Genomic DNA, 26,310 nt, shown 5'->3' with positions numbered 1-26,310 from the left:
GCGGCGGCTACGGGCGGGTCAGTCGCCGGTCCAGCGAGGCGACCGCGTCCCGGAAGGCGCGCGCCAGGCCCGGTCGGGCACGGTTCAGCACGAAACGGAACGGAGCCGTACCGTCCGCGGCGAACGTCCACCGCACGCGCGTACCCGTCCCGGCGGGCGCCAGCCGCCACTCCTCGACCACGGCCCGGGCACCGGGCGCGTTGGTGACGTCCACGCGATAGGCGTACACCTCGGGCCGCCGGGCCGTCAGCACCGTCTCCACGAAGCGCGTACCGCCCCTGAGCCGGATCTCGCGCCCCGCTCCCTCGCCGATGGGCCGGGCCAGCGTCACCGCCGAGAACCACGCGGGCCAGCCCGGCACGTCCTCGGCGAGCGCCCGGAAGACCGCATCCGGAGATGCGGAGATCTCCCTGGCGAAGACCAGGCGTACCGGTGCCTTCTCGACGAAGCCGAGTCCCACCGGACGCAGACGGCGAGCCATGGACGCAACCCCCTTGAGCAGAGCCGCGGACGAGGGTGACCGGGCGGATGGCGCCACGATAGCCGCGGACCGGCCCGGTGTCAGCGGGGCCGGACAGGACGAGGGGGGCGGGCTTCAGCCGGCCGTCTCCGGTTCCCCGGCCGCGACTTCTCCGGCCACGACTTCTCCGGCCACGACCAGGCCCAGGTGCTCCGAGATCTCCGCGCGGGCGTCCGACGGCAGACCGGCGTCGGTCACCAGGGTGTCCACCTGCTCCAGCCCCGCGAAGGAACTCAGCCCCACGACCCCCCACTTGGTGTGGTCGGCGACCACCACGACACGCCGCGCGGACTGCACCAGGCGCCGGTTGGTCTCGGCCTCCGCCAGGTTCGGCGTCGACAGACCGGCCTCGACCGATATCCCGTGCACACCGAGGAACAGCACGTCGAAGTGGAGCGTCGCGATCGCCTGGTCCGCGACCGGCCCCACCAGGGAGTCGGAGGGAGTGCGCACCCCGCCCGTCAGCACCACCGTGGCCGCGCCCTGCCTCGCCCCCGAGGTGCGCTGGGCCACGTGGAACACGTCGGCCACCCGCACCGAGTTGGTGACCACCGTCAGATCCGGCACGTCCACCAGCCGGTGCGCCAACGCGTACGTCGTCGTACCGCCCGACAGGGCGATGGCCGCGCCCGGCGCGACCAGCTCCGCCGCCGCCCGGGCGATGTCCTCCTTGGCGGTCGGCTCCAGACCCGACTTCGCCTCGAACCCCGGTTCGTGCGTGCTGGCCTCGACCACCGGGACCGCACCGCCGTGCACCTTCTCCAGCACGCCCTGCCGGGCCAGTGAGTCGAGGTCGCGGCGGACCGTCATGTCCGACACGCCGAGCTTGCGGGTCAGCTCGTTGACGCGGACCCCGCCCCGGCGGCGCACCTCGTCGAGGATCAGGGCGCGCCGCTGCTCCGCGAGGAGGTTCGGATTCTCACTCACGTACGCCTCGGTCCTTTCGCCGCAAACCGTCCGCCACGCCCGGCGCACCGGCTCCGACGAGGAGTTCTCCCCGCTCCGGTGCGCGGACGTCCCATCCTCGCACGCCGTGCCTCGGGCCGCGCCACCGCCTGTCTGCCGCGCACATGTCATTTCTGTCCCGTTCCGGTGTCGCCTGTCACACGGTTCGGGGAGATCCTGTGCCGAGGGGTGTGCGACGTCCTCGCAACGGAGATCCTTGTGCCCGCGCGGACAGAGCCGACGGCGCGTCACGGGGGAGTGCGGACAGTGGAACAGGCGCAGGAACCGGCCGGGACGGGCACACCGGACGCCCCCGGGCCCGGTGACGGGGGAGACGGGAGAGCCGGCACCGCCCTGGAACTCCTGGTGCACGGAGTGGGCGGCACCACCCCGGCGGACATGCTGGACGACCCGCGGACCGTACGCGTCACGGGCGACGACGTCGCGGCCGTCTTCCGGCGCACCGAGGACGCCGACGCCGAGTCCCGGCCGGAGGACTACCGGGGCCGGCCGGTGCCCGAGGCCTACGTCTGGTGCAACCTCACCTCCGGCAACGGCACCCGCGCCCTGTGGCTGCTCCTCCTGCCCTTCATGGTGGTCAACCTCGCCCACTGGATGCGGCCCACCGCCGAGGGCAGGACGCGCACCGTCCGCCTGTACGGCCTGCTGGTGCGGCTCGCCGGGCTGACCCTGACGGTCCTGCTGGTCGCCGCGGCCTGCGAGGTCGCGCTGGACCTCGTCGCCTGGCAGTGCGCGGGCACGAGGCGCTGCGCCGAGCGGCACTCCTGGCTGGGGTTCCTGTCGCCGACGATGTCGGACGGCGGCTGGTGGAGCGCGCCGGGCCGCAGGCTCGCCCTGGCCGCCGCGGTACCCGCCGCGCTCACCGGCCTGCTGTGGTACCTGTCGCTGCGCACCTGGCGGGCGTACGAGTCCCAGCAGCCGATCGACCGCGGCACAGGACCCGAGGAGGAACCCGCCCGCAACGCCCTGAGCAGGCCCGGTTTCTGGTACGGGCGCCGCCTGGTGGCCCGGCTGCGCGCCGCGCACACCGCAGCCGCCCTGCTGACGGTCGCCGCGGCGGTCGGCGTACCGGCGGCCCGGTTCGACCACCGAGGCGGCGGACCCGCGCCGCTGGACACGCTGGGTTGGCTCCTGACGGCGGCGCTGGCCGCCGGGGCGGTCGCCGTGGTCGCCGTGGTCTGCCGCCGGGGCCGCAGCGAGAGGCGCCTCGACCGGGCCCTGGACGAGCGCCTGGTCCGGCGCCTGCCGCTCGCGGCCCTCCTCCTGCTCGCCGGCGCCCTGCTGTACGGCGGCTGGACCCGCCCGGGGTGGACGTCGGCCGGCCGGCTGCCGGGGGACACGGCCTTCGGCGGACTCGCGCTGGCGCAGGGCCTGCTGGTCATCGTGCTCGCCGTGGTCGCGCACCTGCTGCACCGCAGCCTCCCCGACGCCCGCGCCGCGATCCGCGGCCTCGGCGGCCCCGCCGTCGCCATGCTGGCCTGCGCGCTGGGCGGCGTGATGTCCGGCGGTGTCTCCCAGCGCGTGTCCGACTGGCTGGACGGCACCGACGCCTCCATCGACGGCCCGCCCGTCCTGCTGACCTGGCAGGCGTCCGTCATCCCGCCGCTGCTCGTCGTCGTGCTGCTGATGTGCGCCGTCCTCGCCCGCCACACCTGGCGCCTGGTCCGCGCCGAACGGGCCGCCGTGGAGGAGGGCCACGCCGGCGAGGACGGTGACCCGGGACGCACCCGGCGCATCGCGGTCGCCCGCGCCACGGCCGGTCTCACCGACCGGGCGCCCCTCCTCGTCGCGATCACCTCCGCCGCCACCCTGCTGCTGGGCGCCGCGGCCCTGGTCGGCGCGATGACGACCGACCGGTCGCCTGCCGACGCCGCACGGGGAACGCCCGCCGCCGTGCACGGCGCCGCCGAGACCGCGCAGGCCCTGGGCTCCTGGCTCATCGGCCTCGGCTTCATACTGTTCGTCACCTGGGGCAGGCGCGCCTACAAGGACGCCTCCGCGCGGCGCACGATCGGCATCCTGTGGGACGTCGGCACCTTCTGGCCGCGCGCCGCCCACCCCTTCGCCCCGCCCTGCTACGCCGAGCGCGCGGTCCCCGACCTGACCTGGCGGATGGCGTCCTGGACCCGGGCGACCGGCGGACGGCTGGTCATCTCGGGACACTCCCAGGGCAGCGTCCTCGCCGCCTCGGCGGCCTGGCAGCTGGAACCGTCGGCCCGCAAGCGGGTCGCCCTGCTCACCTACGGTTCCCCGCTGGAGCGGCTGTACGGCCGCTGGTTCCCCGCCCACTTCGGGCCGGCCGCGCTCGACTCCCTGCACACGGAGGTCGACTGCTGGCGCAACCTGTACCGGCGCACCGACCCGATCGGCGGCCCGGTGCGGCTGCCCGGCGCCTCGGGCCCCGCCGTGGACCGCGCCCCCCTCCAGGACCCGCTCAGCTACGGCCGTACCGCACTGCACCCCCTGCCGGCACCGATCCTCGGCCACTCCGACTACCAGGCCGATCCGGCCTTCGCCGAGGAACGACGGCGTCTGCTGGCCCGGCTGCGTCCGGAGGTGCCCGCCCCGCGCCACACCGGCCGGCCGGAGTCCGTCCCCGCGGCGGACGACGGGCCCGGCTCCTGCTGAGGCGACCGCCGGTGCGCTACGGCAGCTCCGGCAGGTCCTCGGCGTAGAGCAGCGTCAGGTCGTCCGTGCTGGGGTCGGTCAGCTGGGCGACCCGGCTCGCGTGCCGTTCCACCATCGCCTCGAACGTCTGGCGCGCCGTGCGGCCGTTGCCGAAGGCCGGGCCCTTCGGCAGTGCGGTGAAGTACTTGGTCAGCGCCTCGGCCGTACCCGGCGCCAGCCGGTACTCGTGCTCGTCGGCCTGCTGCTGCACGATCCGCAGCAACTCCTCGGGCCCGTAGTCGCCGAAGGTGATGGTCCGCGAGAAGCGGGACGCCACCCCCGGGTTGACGGACAGGAACCGCTCCATCTCCGCCGTGTAGCCCGCGACGATCACGACGACCGAATCCCGCTGGTCCTCCATGAGCTTCACCAGCGTGTCGATGGCCTCCTTGCCGAAGTCGCGGCCCGCGTCCTCGGGGGAGAGCGCGTACGCCTCGTCGATGAACAGCACGCCGCCGTGCGCCCGCTGGAACGCCTCCTGGGTGCGGATCGCCGTGGAGCCGATGTGCTCGCCGACCAGGTCCACTCGGGACACCTCGACGAGGTGCCCCTTGTCCAGCACCCCGAGGGAGGCGAGGATCTCGCCGTACAGCCGGGCGACGGTGGTCTTGCCGGTGCCCGGGGAGCCGGTGAAGACCAGGTGGCGTTTGACCGAGGCGGCCTTCAGGCCCGCCTGCTGCCGGCGCCGGCCCACCTCGATCATGTCGGTCAGGGCCCGCACCTCGCGCTTGACGCTGTCCAGGCCGACCAGCGCGTCCAGTTCACCCAGGACCGCCTTCGACGTGCGCGCCGGCTCCCGCGGTCCGGGGTCCGCGATCAGGGACTCCTGCTCGGTGCTGCGCTGGCCGGGGATCGACCCGAGGAGCCCCGCGGTCTGCACGACCGGCTCCGGTGCCGCGGGCGCCGCCGGACCGCCGCTCTCGTCGCTGGTGCAGTCCTCGACCAGCGGGCCCGAGTCGGACCCCGCGTCCGGGCCGGCGTCCGCGAACTCGTACCCGCCGCGCGCGCACCGCTCCGTGCGGCACTTGCGCAGCGTCGTACGGCAGCCGTCGATCACGTGGAAGCCGTAGCCGGCGCTGCCGGTGACGCGGCAGCCGAGGAAACTGCCGCGGCCCCCGGCCGACACGTAGACCCCCGCCTCCGAGGGCGAGTCGACCGTGCAGCGCTCGATGGTCGGGTCGGCGCCCTTGGTGACGATCACGCCGGTGCGGTTGCCGTCCAGGGTGCAGTTGTTGAGGGTGCCGCCACTGCCGTGGTCGCGGAACCAGGCGCCGGTCGCCGCGTCCCGGATGCGGCAGTCGTCGAGCTGGGCGGTGGCCCCGTCGCTGACCGACACGGCGGTGTTGCGGACCTGGGAGAGGTCGCTGTCGACCACGTCCACGCGGGAGCCGCGGTCCAGGACGAACAGCGCGTCCGGCACGTCGTGCACCCGGCAGGAGTCGAGCACCGCGGTGGCGCCGTCGCTCACCCAGACCGCCGGATAGTCGCCGGTGCTGTCGAAGATCTCGCACTGGTTGGCGTCCACCCGCGTGCCCGGGTCCCACACCGACAGGCCGTTGCGGCCGAACTGGCGGACGGTGGTGCGGGTCAGGGTGAGGACGGAGCGGGAGCGCAGGTCGACCGCGTTCTCCGGGATGTCGTGGATCCGGCAGTCGGCGAGGGTGAGCACCGCGTCCGTGTCGAGGGTGACACCGTCGCCCGTGGTGCGGTGCACGTCACAGTCGGTCAGGTGCGCGGTGGCGCGGCCGGTGACCTGCACGCCGCTGCCCCGCACCTCGTAGACCTCGCAGCCCACGGCCTCCAGCGCGGAACCCTCGCCCGTGACCGTGAGGCCCGAGCCCGCAGCGTGGTGGATCCGGCAGCGGTCCAGCCGGGGGTGCGCGCCGGAGCGCACCGCGACGCCCGCCTGACCGGCCGAGACGACCTCGCACTCCTCGAAGACACCGCCCCCGCCGTCGAGGACGGCGATACCGACGCCGGCCGGGTTGTCGACGGTGCAGCGTCGCACCGTGGGACGCGCGCTCGCGCGCACCTCTATCCCGGAGGCCGAACGCGCCACCACCCTGAGGCCCAGCAGCTCCGGTGTACCGTCCTCGACGAGGACCGCGGGCGCCGCCGCGTCCTGGCCCTCCACGTGCAGGTCCTGGATCACCGCCGCGGCCCGCACGGTCAGCGGGACACCGTCGACCGGCGCGATCCGTACCGAGCCCTGTCCGCCCTCGGGCCCGCGGAGGGTCACCGCACGCTGGACGACGAGGTTCTCCCGGTAGGTCCCGGGGGCGACGGTGAGGACGTCACCGTCGGCCGCGGCCTCCAGGGCGGCGGCGAGCGATGCGTACTCACCTGTGCGGCGCCGCCACCGCGAGGTGCCGGTGTGCGTCACCTGGACCGTGCCCTGTGCCATGGCGTTGCTGTGCCCCCACCTCGTCGTACGCGGGTCGTCGCCGATTCGGTTCGGCCGGTCCACCGTAGCGTGCGCGCAGGTGGTGAGTTGACCGGAGCCGGAAGCCCGTCAGCTGCCCGTGCCGGTCCTGCCCCAGTCCGGCCCCGCCCGTTCCCACTCCTGGTCCAGGCGGGCGTACCGGCGGCGGACCAGGCGCCAGACGACGAACCGCCGACCGGCCTCGACCAGGGCCGCGGCCCCCAGGGCGGCGCCGAGCCCGGCGAGGGTGGCGTGCGTCGTGGCGCTGGCGGAGTCGAGCGGCCGGGCCACCGCCCTGCCCTGCCCGTCCGTCCACAGTGCGAAGCGGTCGCCGGCGCCGGGGTCGTCCAGGCCGGCCGTGACCGGACCCTCGTGCCGCGAGCCGTCCGGCGCCGACCAGCCGGCGAGGACACGGCTGCGCAGGTCCCCGCCGACCGCGCCCTCCGGGTCGAGGGTCAGCGGCGGACGCTCCAGGGTGCGTATCACGGTGGCCGTCACCCGGTGCCGGGACTCGTGCTGCTCGCGCACCGAGCGCTGGAGGACGTCCTGTACCGCCCCGCCCACGACCACGCCGATCAGGGGCGCCGCGAGAAGGATCGAGAGCAGTCCGGCCAGGGCCACCCAGGCCTCGGCCAGGTCGGTCCTGCGGCACAGCGGATTGTGCCGCCAGTGCCAGAGCCCTCCGATCGCCCGCACGATCAGCTCCCCCTTCCCGCTCGCCCCCGGTCGAGCCGTGCACACGCGGGCCGTCGGGGGACTCCGTCCTGCGCGGACGACCCCCCACCGCGCTTCTCACGCATCTCTCATGAACCCCAACGCCCCAGGCCGTGGGCCGGGTTCCCGTACTACGGCGCCTGACCGGAATCCGTCCGTGGGGAAGCGACGGGTCACTCGATGACCCGCACCGGGTCGCCGACCCGGACCGTGCCGCGGCCGACCGGCACCAGGTTCTGCCCGAACACCAGCTTGCCGTCGACGCGGCGGTGCCGGCCGAGGCTGTGCAGGGGCTCCCTGCCGCGCCCGGCGGTGCCCTGGTCGGTGGTGGTCACGACGCAGCGTCCGCACGGCTTGGCGACCCGGAAGACGACCTCACCGACGGAGACGAGGGACCAGTCGTCCTCGGCCCAGGCCGCGGTACCGGAGACGACCACGTTCGGCCGGAAGCGCGCCATGGGCAGCGGGCCCTCGTCCGCGTGCTCCCCCTCGGCGATCAGCGAGTTGAGGGCGTCCAGGGAGGCCGTCGCCGTCAGGAGCAGCGGAAACCCGTCGGCGAAGGTGACGGTCTCACCCGGCAGCCCGTACTGCGGGTCCACGGGCCGGCGGGTGGCGGGGTGGTCCAGGTACACCAGCCGCACGTCGGCGCCGAGGAAGGCGCTGTACCAGGCGTGCGCGGACTCGTCCTCGGCGGGAACCGCCTCGACCTTGTCTCGGAAGACCTGGGTGACGACGGTGCTCGTGGCGCGCGGCACCGGCACCGTCAGCGGCTCCCGGCCGGGCGCGGACAGCCGGACGCCGCCGCCGGGCAGAAGCTCGGCGGCGGCCAGGGCGAGGCGCGGCTGCTGGCGTTGCGTGACGACCTTTCCCCCGTCGTCGATCAGCATCCAGCGGCGGTCTCCGGCCAGCCCCCAGGGCTCCACGACGGCCTCCCGGAGCGACAGGCTCCGGGACGACTTGACCGGATGGACGTGAATCGACTGCAGTCGCGCGTTCCCCATGACGCCATCGTGCCAGGTGGCACCGACAAACCCCGGGGTCGGCTCAGTAGCCGCGGTACTGCTGCTGGTTGTACGGGTCCTGGTACGGCGCCGGCGCCGGCCGGGGCGCCGCGGGACGCATCGCCTCGTACCCCGCCGGGCCGGGAGCGGCCGGCCGGGGCTGCTGCTGGTACTGGGGGCCGGGGTACCCGCGGGGCGCGGTCGCCTGTTGCGGGATGTACGCGGCGGGGGCCTGCTGCAGCGGGGCGGGCTGCGGGGCCTGCTGCGGGTAGCCGTAGGAGGATTGCGAAGGTGCCGCCGGGAGGGCGGGCAGGGCCGACGGGAGGGCCGGCAGGTGGCTGGGCGCGTCGTACGCGGCCGGGACCCGGATCGGGGCGATCTGCGGGGTGCCCCGTTCGGCGACGAGGGAGTCGTAGATCGGGGTGTCCGGGAAGGAGGCGGAGTAGTAGCCGCCGCCATAAGTGGAGCGGGGGGAGGTCATGGCACATAAGTTAAGCCCACGATGTGCTGGTTGGGGAGACCGATAAGAGGGTTGTTTTCCGTGCCCGCGGCGCCCTGGTACCACCAATGGGAGCGAACGCGCCGAAATGGGGCGTCACGTCACGCGTTCCAGGGGTAAAGGCCGAGTTCCGGGCGGGTTACCGGCGGTTGTCCCCGCCTCTTCGCACACTCCTCGCCAGGGGTGGGTGGCGGGGGAGCGGGTTGACGCGGAAAACTGGCGGACCCGCCGGGAAACGGCCCGGCTCGGTGGAACGCGATGGGGGCGGACATGTCGATGTCGAAAGGTTCCAACACCCCGGTGCCGACGACGGCGCTGCGGGTGGAGCTGGGCTGGCGGTCCGGCCCCGGGGTGCCCGACGCGGACGCCTCGGCCCTGCTCCTGGTGGGTGGGAAGGTCCGCTCCGACGCGGACTTCATCTTCTACAACCAGCCGGCGCACTCCTCCGGAGCGGTCCGCCACGAGGGCAAGCGGGAGGCCGGCGGCCGGGTGACCGACAGCCTGCTCGTCGACCTCACGCGCGTGGAGCCCGCGATCGAGACCGTCATCCTCGCGGCCTCCTCCGACGGCGGATCGTTCGGAAGAATTCCCGAGTTGTACATCGAGGTCCGCGACGCCGCGCGGAACACCGTGGCGGCCCGCTTCGACAACCCGGGCGCGACCGTGGAGACCGCCTTCGTGCTCGGCGAGTTCTACCGGCGCCAGGGCGCCTGGAAGTTCCGGGCCGTCGGCCAGGGGTACGACAGCGGGCTGGAGGGCCTGGCCACGGACTACGGCATCTCGGTGGACGAACCGCAGCAGGCACCGCCGCCCGCCGCACCGGCCCCCACCGCGCCACCCCCGGCCCCTCCCGTGACGCGGCCGGCCACCGCCCCGCCGCCCGCTCCGGCCGCGCCCCCCGCCGAGCCGGTCCGGCTGACCAAGGTCACGCTCACCAAGGCGGCGCCCTCCGTCTCCCTCACCAAGCAGGGCGGCACCTCCGGCGCCCTGCGGGTCAACCTCAACTGGGAGGTGCGCAAGCAGTTCTCCGGCTGGGCCCGCAAACTGGGCCGCCCGGTCGCCCTGCACGACGACCTCGACCTCGACCTGTGCTGCCTGTACGAACTCACCGACGGCAGCAAGGGCGTCGTCCAGGCCCTCGGCAACGCCTTCGGCGCCCTCCACCAGCCGCCGTTCATCCACCTCGACGGCGACGACCGCACCGGCGCCGTGACGAGCGGCGAGAACCTCACGGTCAACCTGGACCACAAGCAGCACTTCCGGCGCGTCCTCGTCTTCGTGACCATCTACGAGGGCGCCCGCTCCTTCGCCGACCTGCACGCCACGGTCACCCTCCAACCGCAGTACGGCGCCCCGATCGACTTCTCGCTCGACGAGTGCACGGTCCCCTCGACCGTCTGCGCCCTCGCCCTGATCACCAGCACCGGCAGCGACCTGGTCGTCCAGCGCGAGGCCCGCTACCTGGTGCCCGAGCGGGGCGTGAGCCCGCAGCGCACGGTCGACCACGCCTACGGGTGGGGCATGAACTGGACCCCCGGCCGGAAGTGATCAGCCACCCGCGGTGGGCCGGCCCTCGTCCGGCACGACAGCGGGACGTGCGTAGGTGCGGCCCTTCCAGGCCGCACCCCGCCCGCGGTAGTGCTGCACCGCCGAGTCGACCGTCATCAGCAGGTACAGGAACGCCGTGAACGGCAGCAGCGGAGCGAGCCACCCCGGCTGCCGGTAGTAGCGGAGCATCGGCAGGTAGGTGCCCGCCATCACCAGCCACGCCGCGGCGCCGAGGACGGCCGCCACCGCGGACCCCGTCACCGCGCCCACCACCACGGCCACGGGCGGCACCAGGTACACGAGCGCCAGGCCGGCCACGGTCCCGGCCAGCAGCAGCGCGTTGTGCCGCAGTTGCGCGTACGCACTGCGCGAGACCATCCGCCACAGGTCGTGCAGCCGCGGATAGGGGCGCACGCTGTCCACCCGGTCCGCGAGACCCAGCCAGACGCGTCCGCCGCGGCCCTTGACGGCCCGGGCGAGGGCCACGTCGTCGATGACGGCGTGCCGGATGGCGTCCGGGATCCGCGCCCGCTCGGCCGCTTCGGCGCGCAACAGCACACAGCCCCCCGCCGCGGCGGCCGTTCCCGTCCCGCGGCGCCCGCGCTCCTGGGAGATCCACCGGAACGGGTACAACTGCGCGAAGAAGTACACGAAGGCCGGCACCACCAGCCGCTCCCACCCGCTCTCCACGCGCAGCCGGGCCATCTGCGAGACGACGTCGAAACCTCCCGTGCGGGCCGCCGCCACCAGCCGGCGCAGACTGTCCGGGGCGTGCGCGATGTCGGCGTCCGTCAGCAGCAGGTACTCGGGCTCGCGCCCCCGGGCCAGACCGACGCCGTGCCGCACCGCCCACAGCTTGCCCGTCCAGCCGGCCGGCGGCTCCCCCGGTGAGGCCACCGTCAGTGGCAGCCCGCCGTGCCCGCGGGCCAGCTCGCACGCCAGCCCGCCCGTCCCGTCCGTGCTGCCGTCGTCGATCAGGAAGACCTCCGCCCGCCCGGGGTAGTCCTGGCCCAGCAGCGACGGCAGGCTCGTACCGAGGACGGCCGCCTCGTCGCGTGCCGGGACGACGACGCACACCGAGGGCCAGTCGGCGGGCTCCCGCAGCTCGGGCAGCCTGACGTCCGTACGCCAGAAGAAGCCCCGGGCGAGCAGCAGCCACAGCCAGGCGGCGAGAGAGAGGGCGGGCACGACGGTCACGGCGGAAGACCACACATCGGCGCTCACCTGCGCAGTGTGCCCCACGACAGCGGCCCGCGGCGGACCATCGACTATGGTGGCCGGGTGAAGATCGCGCTCATGGACTCCGGAATCGGTCTGCTGGCGGCCACCGCCGCGGTACGGCGCCTGCGACCGGACGCCGATCTCATCCTCTCCCTCGACCCCGACGGCATGCCCTGGGGTCCGCGTACCCCCGACGACCTCACCGGACGCGCCCTCGCCGTCGCGGAGGCCGCGGCCGCGCACCGTCCGGACGCCCTGATCGTCGGCTGCAACACCGCCACCGTGCACGCGCTGCCCGCGCTGCGCGACCGGTTCGAGCCCGCACTGCCGGTCGTCGGCACCGTCCCGGCGATCAAGCCCGCCGCGGCGGGCGGCGGGCCCGTGGCGATCTGGGCGACGCCCGCCACCACCGGCAGCCCGTACCAGCGCGATCTCATCGAGAGGTTCGGTGGCGGCGCGGCGGTCACCGAGGTGCCGTGCCCGGGGCTCGCCGACGCCGTCGAGCACGCGGACGAGGCCGCGATCACCGCGGCCGTCGCCGCGGCGGCCGCCCTCACCCCGGACGACGTGACGACCGTCGTCCTGGGCTGCACCCACTACGAACTGGTCGCCGAACGCATTCGCGCCGCCGTGCAGCGCCCCGGGACGCCGCGCCTGGTCCTGCACGGCTCCGCGGGTGCCGTCGCGGCGCAGGCCCTGCGCCGGATCGGTGCCCGCCCCGAGCCGGGCGCCCCGGCCGAGGGCACCCTCACCGTGCTGCTGAGCGGACGCGAGGGCGTGCTCCCCGCGGCCGCGCTGACGTACGACGAGGGCCGGCTGCTGCGCACGGTGACACCCGCGCGCTGACCGACGGCACGCCCGGTCGGCCCAGTCACCCTGTGCGACCGAGTACCCGCGCAGCGAAACCTGAGTAACCTCATAGCCATGAGGCATCGCCACGGCGAGACCATCCCCCCACCGGACGTCTGGACCGGACGCGCCACCAACCGGGTCCAGTGGTTCCTGGCGCTCATCGGCGCCGCCTGTGTGGCGTTCGGCATCGCGCTGGCCGTCGAGTCGGCCTGGGAGTCGGGCGTCGCCCCGCTGGCCATGGCCGTGGTCGGCTGCATCGCGGCGGGCCTCCTCGTGCTCTTCGGGACGCTGGCCTTCGTGCACGTCGCCCTGAGAGTCGACGAGGAGTGCCTGGAGGTGCGCTGCGGCCACATCGGCGTGCCCCGCCGCCGCATCCCGCTCTCCCAGGTGGTCGGCGCGGAGTTCGCCCCGCACGTCACCCCGCGTCACTGGGGCGGCTGGGGATACCGCTGGAGGCCCGAGAAGGGCACCGCGGTCGTCGTACGGCGCGGGGAGGGCCTGATCCTGCGCCTGGGCGACGGCCACACCTTCACGATCACCGTGGACGACGCGGAGGCGGCCGTCCAGGTCATCAAGAACCGGCTGCGCCCGAAGGCCCCCGGCCCGTCCGCCGAGCCAGCGCCGTGAACCCCGGGCCGGACAGCGTCCGGCCCGGTCACGGCGCCACCGCGCTGTCGGCGGCGCGCTCACCCGCCGTACACTCCGGGGGGTGACAGCCACCGCAACCTCCGTCGGCGAGTCGGATCGGACGCAGCCGCGGACCACGCCCGCCGCGCGCGTCGCCGCCCGGCTCCCGCGCCTCCTTCCGGCAGCCGCCGCCGCGCTCTCCGGAGTGGCGCTCTACGTCAGCTTCCCGCCGCGCGACCTGTGGTGGCTGGCCCTGCCTGCCTTCGCCGTCCTCGGCTGGGTGCTGCGCGGGCGCGGCTGGAAGGCCGGCCTCGGGCTGGGTTACCTCTTCGGTCTGGGCTTCCTGCTGCCGCTGCTGGTGTGGACCGGTGTGGAGGTGGGCCCCGGCCCCTGGCTCGCCCTGGCCGTGATCGAGGCGATCTTCCTCGCACTCGTCGGCGCGGGCGTCGCCGCGGTGTCCAGGCTTCCCGGGTGGCCGGTGTGGGCCGCCGCGCTGTGGACCGCGGGGGAGGCCGCACGCGCGCGGGTGCCCTTCGAGGGCTTCCCCTGGGGCAAGGTCGCCTTCGGGCAGGCGGACGGCGTGTTCCTGCCGCTCGCCGCGGTCGGTGGCACCCCGGTCCTCGGGTTCGCGGTCGTCCTGTGCGGCTTCGGCCTCGCCGAGGCGGCGCGGTGGGCCGTGCGGGCGCGCCGCACCCGCGAGGTACGGCGCGGTGCGGCGGCGGTGGCCCTGCTCTGCGTGGCCGTGCCCGTCGTGGGCGCCGTGGCGGCCCGGCCCCTGGTCAGCGACGCGGCGGAGGACGGCACCGCGACCGTCGCCGTGATCCAGGGCAACGTGCCCCGGGCCGGCCTCGACTTCAACGCCCAGCGCCGGGCCGTCCTGGACCACCACGCGCGCGAGACGGAGCGGCTGGCCGCCGAGGTCAGGGCCGGGAAGGTCGACCGGCCGGATCTCGTGCTCTGGCCGGAGAACTCCTCGGACATCGACCCGTTCGCCAACGCCGACGCGCGCGCGGTCATCGACCGCGCCGTCAAGGCGATCGGCGCGCCCGTCTCGGTCGGCGGCGTCGTCGAACGCGACGGCGAACTGCTCAACGAGCAGATCCTGTGGGACCCGGACAAGGGCCCGATCGACACCTACGACAAGCGGCAGATCCAGCCGTTCGGCGAGTACCTGCCGCTGCGCTCGCTCATCGGGGCGATCAACGACGACTGGACCTCGATGGTCAGCCAGGACTTCAGCCGGGGCACCGAGCCGGGTGTGTTCACCATGGCCGGCACCAAGGTGGGGCTCGTCACCTGCTACGAGGCCGCCTTCGACTGGGCCGTGCGCTCCGAGGTCACCGACGGCGCCCGGATGATCTCCGTGCCCAGCAACAACGCGACGTTCGACCGCAGCGAGATGACCTACCAGCAGCTCGCCATGTCCCGCGTCCGCGCGGTCGAGCACAGCCGGACGGTCACCGTGCCGGTGACCAGCGGCGTGAGCGCGATCATCATGCCGGACGGGAGGATCACCCAGAGGACCGGCATGTTCGTGGCGGACTCCCTGGTGCAGGAGGTGCCCCTGCGCTCCTCCCTCACCCCGGCCACCCGGCTCGGCGTGGCGCCCGAGATCGCGCTGGTGCTGGTCGCGGCCGGCGGGCTCGGCTGGGCCGTCGGCGCGGGTGTGCGCGGGCGGCGCGCCCGTGGCGTGTAGCCGTACGCCGACCGCACGCCCCGCCGGGGCACCGGGGGAGCTCCGGGAGCCCCGTTAGGGTCGGGGCATGGCTACTCCCGACTTCCTCCTCGACCTGCGCGCCACCGCCGGGCATCAGCTGCTGTGGCTCCCCGGAGTCACCGCCGTGGTCTTCGACGACGAGGGCCGGGTCCTGCTCGGCCGACGATCCGACAACGGACGGTGGTCGCTGATCGGTGGCATCCCCGACCCGGGCGAGCAGCCCGCCGCCTGCGCCGTGCGCGAGGTGGAGGAGGAGACGGCCGTCCGCTGCGCCGTGGAGCGCCTGGTGCTCGTCCAGGCGCTGAACCCGGTCACGTACGAGAACGGCGACGTCTGCCAGTTCATGGACATCACCTTCCGCTGCCGGGCCGTGGGCGGGGAGGCCCGGGTCAACGACGACGAGTCGCTGGAGGTCGGCTGGTTCGCGGTGGACGCGCTGCCCGACCTCGGGCCGTTCGGGCAGCTCCGCATCAAGCAGGCGCTGTCCGACGCACCCACATGGTTCGAGACCACTGACTGCCTCTGAAATATGGGGCGTGCCCACATGGGGTGCGAGGGGGGCCCTCCCTAGGGTCGGAGCATGACCTCGCCCAGTGTCCTCCCGGCCCCCCACGCCCCCTCGCTCGACCTCGGCGGCCGTACCGCCCTCGTCACCGGCGCCGCCGGCGGCATCGGCCGTGCCTGCGCGTTGCGACTGGCGGCGGCCGGGGCCGAGGTCAGAGCGATCGACCGGGACGCCGGTGGTCTGGACGCGCTCGCCGAGAGCTGCGCGGACCTCCCGGGCAGCGTGCGGACCCAGGTCCTGGACCTGACCGACCTGGACGCCGCCGAACGCGCCGCCGCCGGCACCGACGTCCTCGTCAACAACGCCGGGTTGCAGCTGGTGCGGCCCCTCGAGGAGTTCCCGCCCGACGTCTTCCACACCGTGCTCACCGTGATGCTGGAGGCCCCCTTCCGCCTCATCCGCGGAGCCCTGCCCCACATGTACGGGCAGGGCTGGGGACGCATCGTGAACATCTCCTCCGTCCACGGGCTGCGGGCCTCGGCCTACAAGGCGGCCTACGTGTCCGCCAAGCACGGACTGGAGGGTCTGTCCAAGACCGCCGCCCTCGAAGGCGCCGCCCACGGCGTCACCTCCAACTGCGTGAACCCCTCCTACGTGCGCACACCGCTCGTGGAGAAGCAGATCACCGACCAGGCCCGGGCGCACGACATCCCCGAGGAGCAGGTGCTGACCGACGTGATGCTGCGGGACAGCGCGCTGCGCCGACTCATCGAACCGGAGGAGGTCGCCGAGGCCGTGGCCTACCTGTGCGGCCCGCAGGCCTCCTTCGTCACCGGCACCTCACTCGTCCTGGACGGCGGCTGGACCGCGCACTGAACCGCGGGCCGGCCCGCGCCTCCGGCAGCCCTGTGGACAACACTGACCGCCCGCGCCGGGTTGTCCACAGGGCTGCCGGGACGACCGTGCGATGGGGAATCCTGTGAGCATGTCCCGTGATCACCTGCAGGCCGCCGAGCGCTCCGTCCACGATGCCGGAGCTCCGGCCGGCGACGCCGGGGACCGGAGGCCCGCCGCCGTCGAGACACCCTTCCTCGAACTGCTGGCCCGGGGCGCCTCCGCCGACGCCTACGAGCAGCCGGAGCTGCTGGCCCGCGCCGAGGGGGCGCCGGCGGAGCGGCTCGCCGCGCTCGGACAGGCCAAGCGCCTCGCGCTCCGCGTGCGCTCGGAGCTGGAGGGCCGCCGACGTCGCGAGGCCGAGCTGTCGGCGCTGTTCGAGACCGCCCACGACCTGGCCGGACTGCGCGACCTGGACGCCGTACTGCGCGCGATCGTGCAGCGGGCCCGCTCGCTGCTCGGCACCGACGTCGCCTACCTCAGCCTCAACGACCCGGCCCGCGGCGACACCTACATGCGGGTCACCGAGGGCTCGGTGGCGGCTCGCTTCCAGCAGCTGCGGCTCGGCATGGGCGAAGGGCTCGGCGGCCTCGTCGCCCAGACCGCCCGCCCCTACGTCACCGACGACTACTTCAAGGACGCCCGCTTCCAGCACACCCGCACCATCGACGCGGGGGTCAGCGACGAGGGCCTCGTCGCGATCCTCGGCGTCCCCCTCATGCTCGGCCACCACGTCATCGGGGTGCTCTTCGCCGCGGACCGGCGGGCCCGCGTCTTCGAGCGCGAGCAGATCGCCCTGCTGGGCTCCTTCGCCGCCCTCGCGGCGGCCGCCATCGACACCGCGAACCTGCTCGCCGAGACCCGCTCGGCCCTCGCGGACCTGGAGCGGGCCAACGAGATCATCCAGGACCGCAGCGGTGTCATCGAGCGCGCCTCCGACGTCCACGACCGGCTCGCCGAACTCGTCCTGCGCGGCGGCGGCGTCCACGACGTGGCCGCCGCCGTCTCCCAGGTGCTGGACGGCACCGTCGAGTTCACCGAGGCCGGCGCGGCACCGGCGCACGCCCTGGAGGCGTCCCGCGCCGAGGGACACGCGGTGCCCCACCGGGCGGACTGGATCGCCGCCGTCGCCGCCGGCGACGAACTGCTCGGCGCCCTCGTCCTGCGCGGCCACCCGGGACTCGACCCCGTCGACCAGCGCACCCTGGAACGCGCGGCGATGGTCACCTCCCTCCTGCTGCTCGCCCGTCGCTCCGCCGCCGAGGCCGAGCAGCGCGTCCGCGGCGAGCTGCTGGACGACCTGCTCGACGCCCGCGACCGCGACCCCCGCCTCCTGGGCGACCGCGCCCGCCGGCTGCGCGCCGACCTGGACGCCACGCACGTCGTGCTCGCCGCCCGCCTCGACGCCACCGCACCCGACGCCGACGAGGAGGCGGACGCGCGCAGACGCCTGTGGGCCGCCGCCTCCCACCTCGCCGCCACCCGCCACGGGCTGGCCGCCGCACGCGACGGCGGCACCGTCCTGCTGCTCCCCCTCACCTCCGGGGACGGCGCCACGGACCTGGCCCGCCGTACCGCCCGGCACCTCGGCACGGCCGTCCACGAGGCGGTCACGGTCGGAGCCTCGGCCCCCGTGGAGGACCTCGCCGCCCGCCCCGACGCGGTGGCCACCGCGTACACCGAGGCGAGACGCTGCCTCGACGCCCTGCGTCTGCTGGGCCGCTCCGGCGACGGCGCCGCGGCCGAGGACTTCGGCTTCCTGGGCCTGCTGCTCGCCGGCGACCAGGACGTCACGGGTTTCGTCGAGCGCACCGTCGGCCAGGTCGTCGCCTACGACACCCGCCGCGGCACCGAGCTCCTGCGCACCCTGGACGCCTACTTCGCCTGCGGCATGAGCCCCGCCCGCACCAAGGACGAACTGCACGTCCACGTGAACACGGTCGCCCAGCGGCTGGAGCGCGTCGGCCGCCTGCTGGGCGAGGACTGGCAGCGCCCCGACCGCGCACTGGAGATCCAACTGGCCCTCAGACTCCACCGGTTGTCGACACCGACGACACCGACGACACCGACACAGCACTGACCCCCGCACGCACGCGCGTACGGGGGTCGGTCCCGGAGCGGGTCAGAGACTGCGCGCACCCGGTGCGCGGGAGGCCGCCGCCTCGGCCTCCTGGCTGACCCCGCCCCCGTCCCCGTCCGCGGGGGACGGCTCGACCTCGGCGAGGTCGCGGTGGCGGGTCTCCTTGGCCACACCCACGGCGATCAGTGTCAGCACCACCGAGGCGATGACGTAGAGGGAGATCGGGGTGGAGCTGTCGTACGCGCTGAGCAGCGCGGTGGCGATCAGGGGTGCGGGCGCACCGGCGGCGACCGAGGCGAACTGCGCGCCGATGGAGGCACCCGAGTAGCGCATCCGGGTCGCGAACATCTCCGAGAAGAAGGCCGCCTGGGGGGCGTACATCGCGCCGTGCAGCACCAGGCCCACGGTGACCGCGAGGAGCAGACTGCCGAAGCCGCCGCTGTCGATCAGCATGAAGAACGGGAACATCCACAGTCCGACCCCGGCCGCGCCCAGCAGGTACACGGGGCGTCGGCCGATCCGGTCCGACAGCGCGCCCCAGGCGGGGATGACCGCGAAGTGCACGGCGGACGCGATGAGCACGGCGTTGAGCGCGGTCTGCTTGGACACGTCGGCGGCGGTCGTGGCGTAGACGAGGATGAAGGCCGTGATGACGTAGTAGCTGATGTTCTCCGCCATCCGCGCGCCCATCGCGATCAGGACGTCGCGCCAGTGGTGCCGCATGACGGCGACCAGGGGGAGCGGCTCGGCCTCGGCCTTGCGCGTCTCGGCCTGTGCCAACGCCTGCTTGAAGACGGGCGATTCGTCGACGGAGAGCCGGATCCACAGACCGACCATCACGAGGACGCCCGAGAGCAGGAACGGTATCCGCCAGCCCCAGCTGTTGAACGCGGCGTCGGACAGCAGGGCCGTCAGCAGCGACAGCACACCGGTCGCCAGCAGCTGCCCCGCCGGCGCACCGGTCTGCGGCCAGGAGGCCCAGAAGCCGCGCCGCCGCGCGTCCCCGTGCTCCGACACCAGCAGGACGGCCCCGCCCCACTCACCGCCCAGCGCGAAGCCCTGGACCAGCCGCAGCACGGTCAGCAGCACGGGAGCGGTCGTGCCGATGGTGGCGTGCGTGGGCAGCAGCCCGATCGCGAAGGTCGCCCCGCCCATCAGCAGCAGGCTGAGCACCAGCAGCTTCTTGCGCCCGAGCCGGTCGCCGTAGTGCCCGAACACCAGGGCGCCGAGGGGACGTGCCGCGAAACCCACGGCATAGGTGAGGAACGACAGCAGCGTGCCGACCAGGGGGTCGGAGTCCGGGAAGAACAGTTTGTTGAAGACGAGGGCGGCGGCGGAACCGTAGAGGAAGAAGTCGTACCACTCGATGGTGGTGCCGATGAGGGAGGCGGCGACGATGCGCTTGAGGTTGTTCGGGGTGGGTGGAGCGGTTGCGGGCGACGACATCGGCACCACTTCCTGGGGATCTGCGGGGACGGTTGTGTGTCGCCATACCGTAGGAAGGTGCAGGTGAGAGACGTATGTGGTGGGACACCATAGTTCGGAGGCGAGCTATGCGCACAGTCTCCATGTGTCCTCACCAAGGGGCGCTTCGGCCGCCTGGAAGGGGGCGGATCGAGCGGCACCTGTACCGCGTAGATTGACATGATTTGCCGATGGCGTGCTGACTCCCGTGCTGGCTCGGTGCCGACCGAAAGCGCACGTCATCACCCGTCCTCACCCGCACACACAGGACTGTGACCCGCAGTTCACGGTGCCCGCGTCTCGTTCCTCGGGCGGAGACAGGCGGCGTCGATGAAGGCGTGCTCGGCGGCGGTGGCGTTGGCGAGCATCACCATGGTCCGGCAGTTGCGGACATCGCCGGTCAGGCCACAGTGCAGTCCCTCGGTGAACTGCGCGACCACCACCCGAGGCCCGGACCGGTTGGACAAGAACTCCAACGAGCCCTGCAACGCTGATGGTTCGGCCTCCTGCTCGGGGTATCTCCTCAGCCGTCACGCCGCGCATCATGCCCGGTCAACGACACCACACGAGCGCCGTCACAGATCTCCGGCTGTGGTACGTGGGCCTCGGAAGACGTAGGCGGCGGTTCCGGCGACGGTGAGTACCGCTGCCACTACGACCGCGGGTCGGCTGTCGGGGGCCTGTGTCTGCCAGGTCAGTGCCTCCCCCGCGGTGCCCGCGCCCGGGAACGCCGTCGCGCCGAGCGTCCACCCGAGAGGCAGGAACCACGAGCGGGCGGTGCCGACCGTGGCCGTCCCCAGGGCGGTCAGGCCCAGCAGGCCGGCCGCGTCGCGGACGACACATCCGAACGGCCCGAACCGCGCGCCGGTGAGCAGTGTGGCCAGCAGCAGCATGAGTACGCATCCCAGGGCCGCGGCCAGGTGGGACATCCGCAGCCACCCCCACGGCCTCGCCGCCGTGCGGTCCAGGGTGTCGTCGGGGCCGCCGAGCGTGGTGGTGGCGACGGCCACCAGGAGCATGACCGTCAGGGCGAGTACGGTGCTGCTCACCTCGCTCCTGACGCTGAAGGCCGTCGCCAGCAGCCACGTGAGAGCGGTGCCCGCGCCGGCCGCGCCGAGCGCCGCCGGCACCTGGCGCGAGCGGACGTAGAGCGTCAGTCCTGTCATCGGGCGCCTCCGCTCAGGAGGTCGGTGGTGTCCTGGCACTTCTGGGCGGCCTGATAGACGGCGACAACCCGGGCTTCGGCCTCGGCTCGCGGCAGTGTCTGCAGTCCCTTCCAGAGCTCGACGGCGTCCGGGTCGTCGAATTCGAGGCCATCGGGACCGGCGGTCGGCTCCCGGTCGAGTAGCCAGTAGGCCGCAGCGGTGGCGACTGTGAAGTTCTGGTTGTCTCCGCAGCTGAGAGGGCTGATGAACACCCTGGTGAGCATCGTCGGTTCGAGCCGTCCCGGGTGGGCGAGGCGACCGTGCTCGTCGACCGTGATAATCATCAGCGCGGTGTCGGCCCGCGACCTCGGTGACGTAGGAGGAGAGAACGTGGAGGTGTCCTCATGGGCCTCGACGATCGATGTTCTCGTCAGGAGTTCCAATGCGTGCCGGGCCTTGGGGGTTACCTCGGGCAGCAACCCTTCGTGCGCCCGGCTGACGCAGACCCGTGGGGTGTCGTCGGTGCACACCAGTTCCTGGGCGACCGGATCGAGCGTCCCTTGGTCGTAGGCATCGCCGGTCGGCACCACCAGGGCCGTGGCCGTGGCCCCGATGGCCAGCGGCAGCAGCGCGGCGAACGCGAACTTATGGTCTTGGACGGTGAAGAGCACGACGCCGGCCACCGCGACCGCGGCCGTCCAGAGTGCCTGGGCGGCGCTGACTCCGCCGTCGACGGTGTCGTAGTCGCTGAACACGCTCATCCCCATGGCCGGGGAGAACGCCGCCGTGAATCCGCCGTCCGGAAGGGCGTGGGGCGCGAGGATCAGTAGCGCGAAGCCGATCAAGGCCAGCGCGGGTGCGGTGGCGAGCGCCGGCACCAGGCGTCCGACGGCCAACCCGAGCCAGACCGAGGCGATCATCGCGACCAGCCCGACGGCCACGACGAAGAACGCGGCCGGCGGCAGGTAGCGCGCCGTGTCGGCGATCCGTGGTGCCGCCGCGAGGAGCGCGACCAGGTAGGCGACGACCACCGCCAGGGCCGTCGTGGCCAGGATCGGCACCATGCGATGCGGTCTCGGGCGGGGCACGGTGGCGAACAGTTCGGCCACGTTCGCCCGGTGCTCGCGATAGGAATGCCAGGCGCCGGCGGCCATCGCAAGGGGCGAGAGAACCGCGAGGTATTCGCGCTGCGTCATGGCCAGCGCCATCCACCCCGTGGACCATCGCCCCGCGGTGGCGTGGAGGATGATCGTGCCGGCGACTGCGATCAGGAGCGCGGCGCCGAGGGCGGCCGAGCGCCGGAGTTCGATGCCGAGGATGCGGTTCATGCGTTGCTCCGGTGCTGGCGCAGGAGTGCGGAGTAGCCGCGTTCCGCCGGGCTGTCGCCCGCGTCGCCCTGCCCACCGCGGGCGGTCAGGTCGTCGGGGGTGCCCTGGAAGAGGAGTCGGCCTTCGTTCATGAGGATGACGTCGGTGCAGGCGGCGGCGACGTCCTCGACGAGGTGGGTGGAGACCAGGACACAACTGTCGGCGCCGAGGTCACGCAGCAGGTCGCGGAAGTCAAGACGTTGTTCGGGGTCGAGTCCCACGGTGGGCTCGTCGAGCAGGAGCAGTTCGGGGCCGTTCACGATGGCCTGGGCGATGCCGGCCCGGCGCAGCGTGCCGCCCGACAGCGTCTTCATCTTGGCGTCGGCCTTGGTGGTGAGACCCACCCGATCGATCGCGCGTTGTACGGCGTCGGGTATCGCGGTTCTGGGCATTTCCTTGAGCCAGGCCATGTACGCGACGAACTCGCGGACAGTGAACCGCGGGTAGAAGCCGAACTGCTGCGGCAGATACCCCAGTTTGCGACGCACTTCGCGCAGGTCGGCACGGCCGTCCACCTGCGCGCCGAGCAGGGTCAATGAGCCGCCGGCGGGCTTGACGACGGTGGACAGCGCGCGCATCAGCGTGGTCTTGCCGGCGCCGTTCGGGCCTAGCACACCGTGCACACCAGAGGTCAGCGTCAGGTCGAGTCCGTCGACGGCCAAGTGCCGGCCGGCCCGAACACGCAGTTCTTTTGCGTGGACGAGCCAGGGATGAAGGGTGGGAGCCGTTTCGGCAGCGCGCACCGCTCGCATGGGTCACTCCTGTTGATCCTGTTGATTGGGGGGTCAGTTGCTACTGCTCAGGCGGCGGAAGCGCGGGGCGGCGAGCGGTGTGATCATGGCGAGGGCCACGGTGGCCACCCCCCAGTCGGCGGTGCTGCCCGGTTGCAGTGCCGGGGGCAGGGACTGGGCCGCCACACTCGGCAGCAGGACCGCCGCGGACCAGACCACCGCGAGTCCGATCGCCGCGCGCCGTACGCCGATGAGGGCGCCGAGCACGAGGGTGGCTGCCGTGAACGCCAGGCACGGAAGCAGGGTGAGGGCCAGCGAGGTCCCGGTGCTCACACCCGCCACCAGCAATGCCGGAAGCACGACGACGAGCACCGCGAGCGTCCGCCGCAGCACCATGGCCAGGCCGGCTGCCGGTGTAGTGGCGATCAGTTCCCAGGCGGGGTCGATCCGCCGGCTCCAGGCCACCGCGACGCCGGGCAGCGGAGCCACCGGGGCCAGCAGCAGCACGAGCGACGGCAGGCTCGGCTCGGCGGAGTCCAGGAGGACGCCACAGCCCAGCACCGCGACGGTCACCGCGAGCCAGGGCAGCAGCGTCCACGCGAGCCAGCGTCGGTGCACGGCCGCCGCTGGGGTGGAATACCGGGTCGGCGACGGGCTCGCTTCGATCGCCTGGCCGAGCGAGACGGCGACACGGTCGAGCAGATCCGTCGTGGCAGGGGTGGCCTCGGCGGCCAGTGACTCACGGCAGTGGGCGCACGCGTCGAGATGGACCTCGATCGACCAGAGCGCGGCGTCATCGAGTCCGCGCCCGCCGTCCGCGTAGCGGGCTAGGATCGTGGTGGTGGGATGAGTCATGAGAGCGCCTTCCGCAACGCCATCCGAGCCCGCCGCGCGCGGGTTTTCACCGTGCCCTCCGGCACACCGAGCAGCACCGCCGTCTGACGGACCGACAGGTCATCGAGCACCATCGCCTGCAGCACCTGCCGCAACTCCGGTGGCAGCCGCAGCAGCGCCTGCTCGAAGTTCTGGTCGACGCGGTTCGCCATCACCTCGTCCTCGGCGGCCGGTGCGGTCGTGTCGAGCAGGGCAACCGTCGGTACCCGCTCCTGCCGGGCACGTCGGCGAAACGCGTCGACGAGACGGTTCGCGGCGATCGCCCAGAGCCAGCCGACCGCGCTGCCCTCGGTAACGGAGCCCGCATAGCTGCCGGCCGCGCGCCAGACCGCCAAGTACGTCTCCTGGAGCACGTCGGCGACGACGTCGTCGTCGGCGCAGCGGCGGCGGAGCCGCACGGCCAACCAGGGCGAAGTACGTCGATACAACTCGTCGAACGCTGCCCGGTCACCACCGGCGACGCGACGCACGAGTTCTGCCTCGTCGAGGTCTGCCATCCCTTTCACGATCAGGGAGACGAAACGACCGTCCATTCAGGTTCTCGGACGCTTCGGCGGCTACCGAAAGCAACGGCGTCTTGCGCCGAGCGCGAGGTCGTCCACATCACCGACCGGCCCGAATCGCACCGTGGGCCTACCCAAGGCCACTCACGCCGGGCGATCGCCCGGCACCTGGGCTGGGGCCTCCACACCGTGCTCCGATACGCGAGCGCCGCCCGCTGGCAGGACAGCATCCGCGAGAACCAGCCCCGACCAAGCAGACCGGACCCTACAAGCCCTACTCGGAACGGCGATGCACGGAGGGATGCACCAGCGTCGCTCGACTGCACAGCGAGCTGATGGTCGAGCAAGCTCCTGTCACCCACGGGATGGTCCGCGCGCACGGCGCCACTTTGCGCGGGGCTCCATCCGGGGCGCCCCCCCCCGGCCGCCGGCGGTGCGGCAGGTGACCGGCTGAACTCTTGGGCTTTCTGCGTTAGTCGGCTTAGCACGACCTCGTTACCAAGACCGCACCCGACCTACGGGACCGGCTGTCTTGATCACTTAGCCGGAGGCGACCCTGTCCTCTCGGGCCGCCCACTGATGAGGAGCGACTTTCACGCCGCACCGTAGTACGACCACCAGCTTCCGCCCGACAGCCTGGCGCTCAGGTGGAGTTTGCTGGTGAACCCGCCCCGTGAGCGGCACAGGCACTCACCTCCTGCACCACCTCCACCAGCCGGGCAAGCAGGGTCTGCGACGGTGTATCGCCCTGGTGTTCTGCCGTTTCGGCACCCTCTGACGCGGGCGTCGTCGGTGGTTCCGTCCGGCCGGCTGCGTGCTGATGGGCCCACACGATGGTGGGAGGAGGGCAAGACCCGCCGTGAGATCATCCGACGCCTCGAGCGTTATGCCGCCCACGAGGCCTTCAACGTGGTCAGACCGGTTTGCCGTACCCCGCGTCATAGGGCGTCCGCAACTCGCGCGAATACGCGAGCACGGGTGGAGGTGCGCCCTGCCTCGGTGTGTTCATCCGCTGCCTCGCGAAATGGTTCAAACGGGGAAGTGTTCTCTTCACTCCCTTCATGCTGTCGCACACCCTTGTGTGTCGGGCAGCGGAGTAGCAGCGTGACCGGGGCAACCTGCGACGTCCAGTCGACCGGCGCCACGTCCGTCGTGAGACGCTGCAGAATCCCTCGCCGTTGCGACCCACTCGGGAAGGAACCAGGAATGTTACGGACCATACGCACGGGAATGACCAGAACCGGCACGCTGTTGGCTGCAGTGTGTCTCCTCCTGGTCGGCACTCTCCTGACGGCGTCACCGGCCAGTGCTGACGCGAAGGGCACCAGCGGTTTGCTGGACGTCACCTGCACACCTCCGAGTAGCGCGGTCTCCAGCTACAGCCCGCCGCTGAGCAACACGCCGCAGAGCTCCCAGTCCACGGTCTCCTATCAGTTCGGACCGTGTCTCTCGCTGTCGCAGCCGGGTATCACGTCCGGGTCGTCCGTCGTCACCAACCCGCCCCGGCAACGAACCTGCCTCGACCTGCTCGCCGGCGGAAGCATGACGATCGTCATCACGTGGAACACCGGTCAGACCAGCACCGTGTCAGCGAACTTCAACACGAACGTGGTGGGTGCGGTACTGGCGGTCGTCATCACCGGGACCGTGACCTCCGGGCTGTTCCAAGGGGACACCGTGATACTGAACCAGACCGGGCCGGCGACCCAGGTTCTGCAGTGCACCCTCGGGCTGGGCACCGTCTCAAGTATCTACAGCGCGGTGACGCTGGAGATCACCTCGATCTGATGCCTGACCCCAGAGCCCGGCATTCCGCGCCCCGCCGGACAATCCGAATCGGTCATGTCCGGTGGGGCATAGGTGGATCGGCCGATATGCGAGGACTCGTACAGGCAGTCTGCGTCGGCTTCTTGCGGCCCTTAGAGTCCTTGCGGGGCAAGCCTTTTTTGTCGTGCAGCGCCTCTACGGCACCG

At 72.9% G+C, this 26,310-nt stretch carries 23 protein-coding genes; 9 read left to right on the top strand and 14 right to left on the bottom strand.

Features of this window, described 5'->3' with window-relative positions; translation table 11 throughout:
• Nucleotides 1-7: 7 nt before the first annotated feature.
• Nucleotides 8-481: an SRPBCC family protein gene (locus tag ACGF5T_RS25235; RefSeq protein WP_366767540.1), complete on the bottom strand. Its 474-nt coding sequence runs from the start codon at nucleotides 479-481 to the stop codon at nucleotides 8-10.
• Nucleotides 482-595: 114 nt separating this feature from the next.
• Nucleotides 596-1,447, bottom strand: coding sequence for a DeoR/GlpR family DNA-binding transcription regulator (locus ACGF5T_RS25230; RefSeq protein WP_361010483.1), 852 nt, complete (start codon nucleotides 1,445-1,447; stop codon nucleotides 596-598).
• 285 nt (nucleotides 1,448-1,732) lie between these two features.
• Between ACGF5T_RS25230 and ACGF5T_RS25225 the strand changes: the two genes are divergently transcribed.
• The gene (locus ACGF5T_RS25225; protein WP_366767539.1) at nucleotides 1,733-4,114 is read left to right on the top strand and encodes a hypothetical protein; all 2,382 of its coding nucleotides are present in this window, start codon (nucleotides 1,733-1,735) and stop codon (nucleotides 4,112-4,114) included.
• A gap of 16 nt (nucleotides 4,115-4,130) precedes the next feature.
• Here the strand turns inward: ACGF5T_RS25225 and ACGF5T_RS25220 are convergent, their stop codons facing one another.
• The 4 genes from ACGF5T_RS25220 to ACGF5T_RS25205 form a co-directional block, all read right to left on the bottom strand.
• Nucleotides 4,131-6,557, bottom strand: a complete 2,427-nt coding sequence (locus ACGF5T_RS25220; protein ID WP_356606777.1) for a right-handed parallel beta-helix repeat-containing protein — start codon at nucleotides 6,555-6,557, stop codon at nucleotides 4,131-4,133.
• 108 nt (nucleotides 6,558-6,665) lie between these two features.
• A complete protein-coding gene (locus ACGF5T_RS25215; RefSeq protein ID WP_356606779.1) occupies nucleotides 6,666-7,271 on the bottom strand; it encodes a hypothetical protein in 606 nt (201 codons plus the stop codon).
• Between the two features lie 191 nt (nucleotides 7,272-7,462).
• Nucleotides 7,463-8,290, bottom strand: a complete 828-nt coding sequence (locus ACGF5T_RS25210; RefSeq protein ID WP_356606781.1) for an MOSC N-terminal beta barrel domain-containing protein — start codon at nucleotides 8,288-8,290, stop codon at nucleotides 7,463-7,465.
• Nucleotides 8,291-8,333: 43 nt separating this feature from the next.
• A complete protein-coding gene (locus tag ACGF5T_RS25205; protein ID WP_356606783.1) occupies nucleotides 8,334-8,771 on the bottom strand; it encodes a DUF6643 family protein in 438 nt (145 codons plus the stop codon).
• Between the two features lie 294 nt (nucleotides 8,772-9,065).
• On the opposite strand from ACGF5T_RS25205, the gene ACGF5T_RS25200 reads away from it, so the two are divergent.
• Nucleotides 9,066-10,337 carry a TerD family protein gene (locus ACGF5T_RS25200; protein ID WP_366767562.1) on the top strand — a complete coding sequence of 424 codons (1,272 nt, stop codon included), beginning with the start codon at nucleotides 9,066-9,068 and terminating at the stop codon, nucleotides 10,335-10,337.
• Here ACGF5T_RS25200 and ACGF5T_RS25195 read toward each other — a convergent pair whose 3' ends face one another.
• Nucleotides 10,338-11,579 carry a glycosyltransferase gene (locus ACGF5T_RS25195; protein ID WP_356606785.1) on the bottom strand — a complete coding sequence of 414 codons (1,242 nt, stop codon included), beginning with the start codon at nucleotides 11,577-11,579 and terminating at the stop codon, nucleotides 10,338-10,340. It lies immediately after the preceding gene.
• Between the two features lie 39 nt (nucleotides 11,580-11,618).
• Here ACGF5T_RS25195 and ACGF5T_RS25190 point away from each other — a divergent pair, with 39 nt between their 5' ends.
• The 6 genes from ACGF5T_RS25190 to ACGF5T_RS25165 all read left to right on the top strand — a co-directional run bounded on the left by ACGF5T_RS25190 (nucleotide 11,619) and on the right by ACGF5T_RS25165 (nucleotide 18,233).
• The gene (locus ACGF5T_RS25190) at nucleotides 11,619-12,404 is read left to right on the top strand and encodes an aspartate/glutamate racemase family protein (RefSeq protein ID WP_361010495.1); all 786 of its coding nucleotides are present in this window, start codon (nucleotides 11,619-11,621) and stop codon (nucleotides 12,402-12,404) included.
• A gap of 78 nt (nucleotides 12,405-12,482) precedes the next feature.
• Nucleotides 12,483-13,037 (top strand): hypothetical protein, encoded by a 555-nt coding sequence (locus ACGF5T_RS25185; protein ID WP_356606789.1) that lies wholly within the window; start codon nucleotides 12,483-12,485, stop codon nucleotides 13,035-13,037.
• An 82-nt stretch (nucleotides 13,038-13,119) separates the two neighbouring features.
• Entirely contained in the window at nucleotides 13,120-14,733 is a 1,614-nt protein-coding gene (gene lnt, locus ACGF5T_RS25180; protein WP_361010499.1) for an apolipoprotein N-acyltransferase, read from the top strand.
• Nucleotides 14,734-14,800: 67 nt separating this feature from the next.
• Nucleotides 14,801-15,280, top strand: coding sequence for an NUDIX domain-containing protein (locus tag ACGF5T_RS25175; protein WP_356606793.1), 480 nt, complete (start codon nucleotides 14,801-14,803; stop codon nucleotides 15,278-15,280).
• Nucleotides 15,281-15,334: 54 nt separating this feature from the next.
• Entirely contained in the window at nucleotides 15,335-16,135 is an 801-nt protein-coding gene (locus ACGF5T_RS25170) for a 3-hydroxybutyrate dehydrogenase (RefSeq protein ID WP_356606795.1), read from the top strand.
• Nucleotides 16,136-16,244: 109 nt separating this feature from the next.
• Nucleotides 16,245-18,233, top strand: coding sequence for a GAF domain-containing protein (locus ACGF5T_RS25165; RefSeq protein WP_366767538.1), 1,989 nt, complete (start codon nucleotides 16,245-16,247; stop codon nucleotides 18,231-18,233).
• A gap of 42 nt (nucleotides 18,234-18,275) precedes the next feature.
• Here ACGF5T_RS25165 and ACGF5T_RS25160 read toward each other — a convergent pair whose 3' ends face one another.
• The 7 genes from ACGF5T_RS25160 to ACGF5T_RS25130 all read right to left on the bottom strand — a co-directional run bounded on the left by ACGF5T_RS25160 (nucleotide 18,276) and on the right by ACGF5T_RS25130 (nucleotide 24,331).
• Nucleotides 18,276-19,679 (bottom strand): MFS transporter, encoded by a 1,404-nt coding sequence (locus ACGF5T_RS25160; protein WP_366767537.1) that lies wholly within the window; start codon nucleotides 19,677-19,679, stop codon nucleotides 18,276-18,278.
• A 302-nt stretch (nucleotides 19,680-19,981) separates the two neighbouring features.
• Nucleotides 19,982-20,164, bottom strand: coding sequence for a hypothetical protein (locus tag ACGF5T_RS25155; RefSeq protein WP_366767536.1), 183 nt, complete (start codon nucleotides 20,162-20,164; stop codon nucleotides 19,982-19,984).
• Between the two features lie 108 nt (nucleotides 20,165-20,272).
• Entirely contained in the window at nucleotides 20,273-20,863 is a 591-nt protein-coding gene (locus ACGF5T_RS25150) for a hypothetical protein (protein ID WP_366767535.1), read from the bottom strand.
• Complete coding sequence (locus ACGF5T_RS25145) at nucleotides 20,860-22,170, bottom strand: hypothetical protein (protein WP_366767534.1); 1,311 nt, start codon at nucleotides 22,168-22,170, stop codon at nucleotides 20,860-20,862. Before ACGF5T_RS25145 ends, ACGF5T_RS25150 begins: the two co-directional genes overlap by 4 nt.
• Nucleotides 22,167-22,961, bottom strand: coding sequence for an ABC transporter ATP-binding protein (locus ACGF5T_RS25140; RefSeq protein WP_366767533.1), 795 nt, complete (start codon nucleotides 22,959-22,961; stop codon nucleotides 22,167-22,169). The genes ACGF5T_RS25145 and ACGF5T_RS25140 overlap by 4 nt, the downstream gene beginning before the upstream one ends.
• 33 nt (nucleotides 22,962-22,994) lie before the next feature.
• The gene (locus ACGF5T_RS25135) at nucleotides 22,995-23,795 is read right to left on the bottom strand and encodes a hypothetical protein (RefSeq protein WP_366767532.1); all 801 of its coding nucleotides are present in this window, start codon (nucleotides 23,793-23,795) and stop codon (nucleotides 22,995-22,997) included.
• Entirely contained in the window at nucleotides 23,792-24,331 is a 540-nt protein-coding gene (locus tag ACGF5T_RS25130; RefSeq protein ID WP_079155779.1) for an RNA polymerase sigma factor, read from the bottom strand. Before ACGF5T_RS25130 ends, ACGF5T_RS25135 begins: the two co-directional genes overlap by 4 nt.
• A gap of 1,236 nt (nucleotides 24,332-25,567) precedes the next feature.
• Here ACGF5T_RS25130 and ACGF5T_RS25125 point away from each other — a divergent pair.
• Nucleotides 25,568-26,125 (top strand): hypothetical protein, encoded by a 558-nt coding sequence (locus ACGF5T_RS25125; protein WP_356606811.1) that lies wholly within the window; start codon nucleotides 25,568-25,570, stop codon nucleotides 26,123-26,125.
• Nucleotides 26,126-26,310: the final 185 nt, after the last annotated feature.

It is taken from the genome of Streptomyces sp. NPDC047853 (assembly GCF_043204535.1).
Classification (GTDB): Bacteria; Actinomycetota; Actinomycetes; order Streptomycetales; family Streptomycetaceae; genus Streptomyces.
The sequence above is the reverse complement of the archived record's forward strand: the minus strand, read 5'-3'. Positions and strand labels throughout refer to the sequence as shown.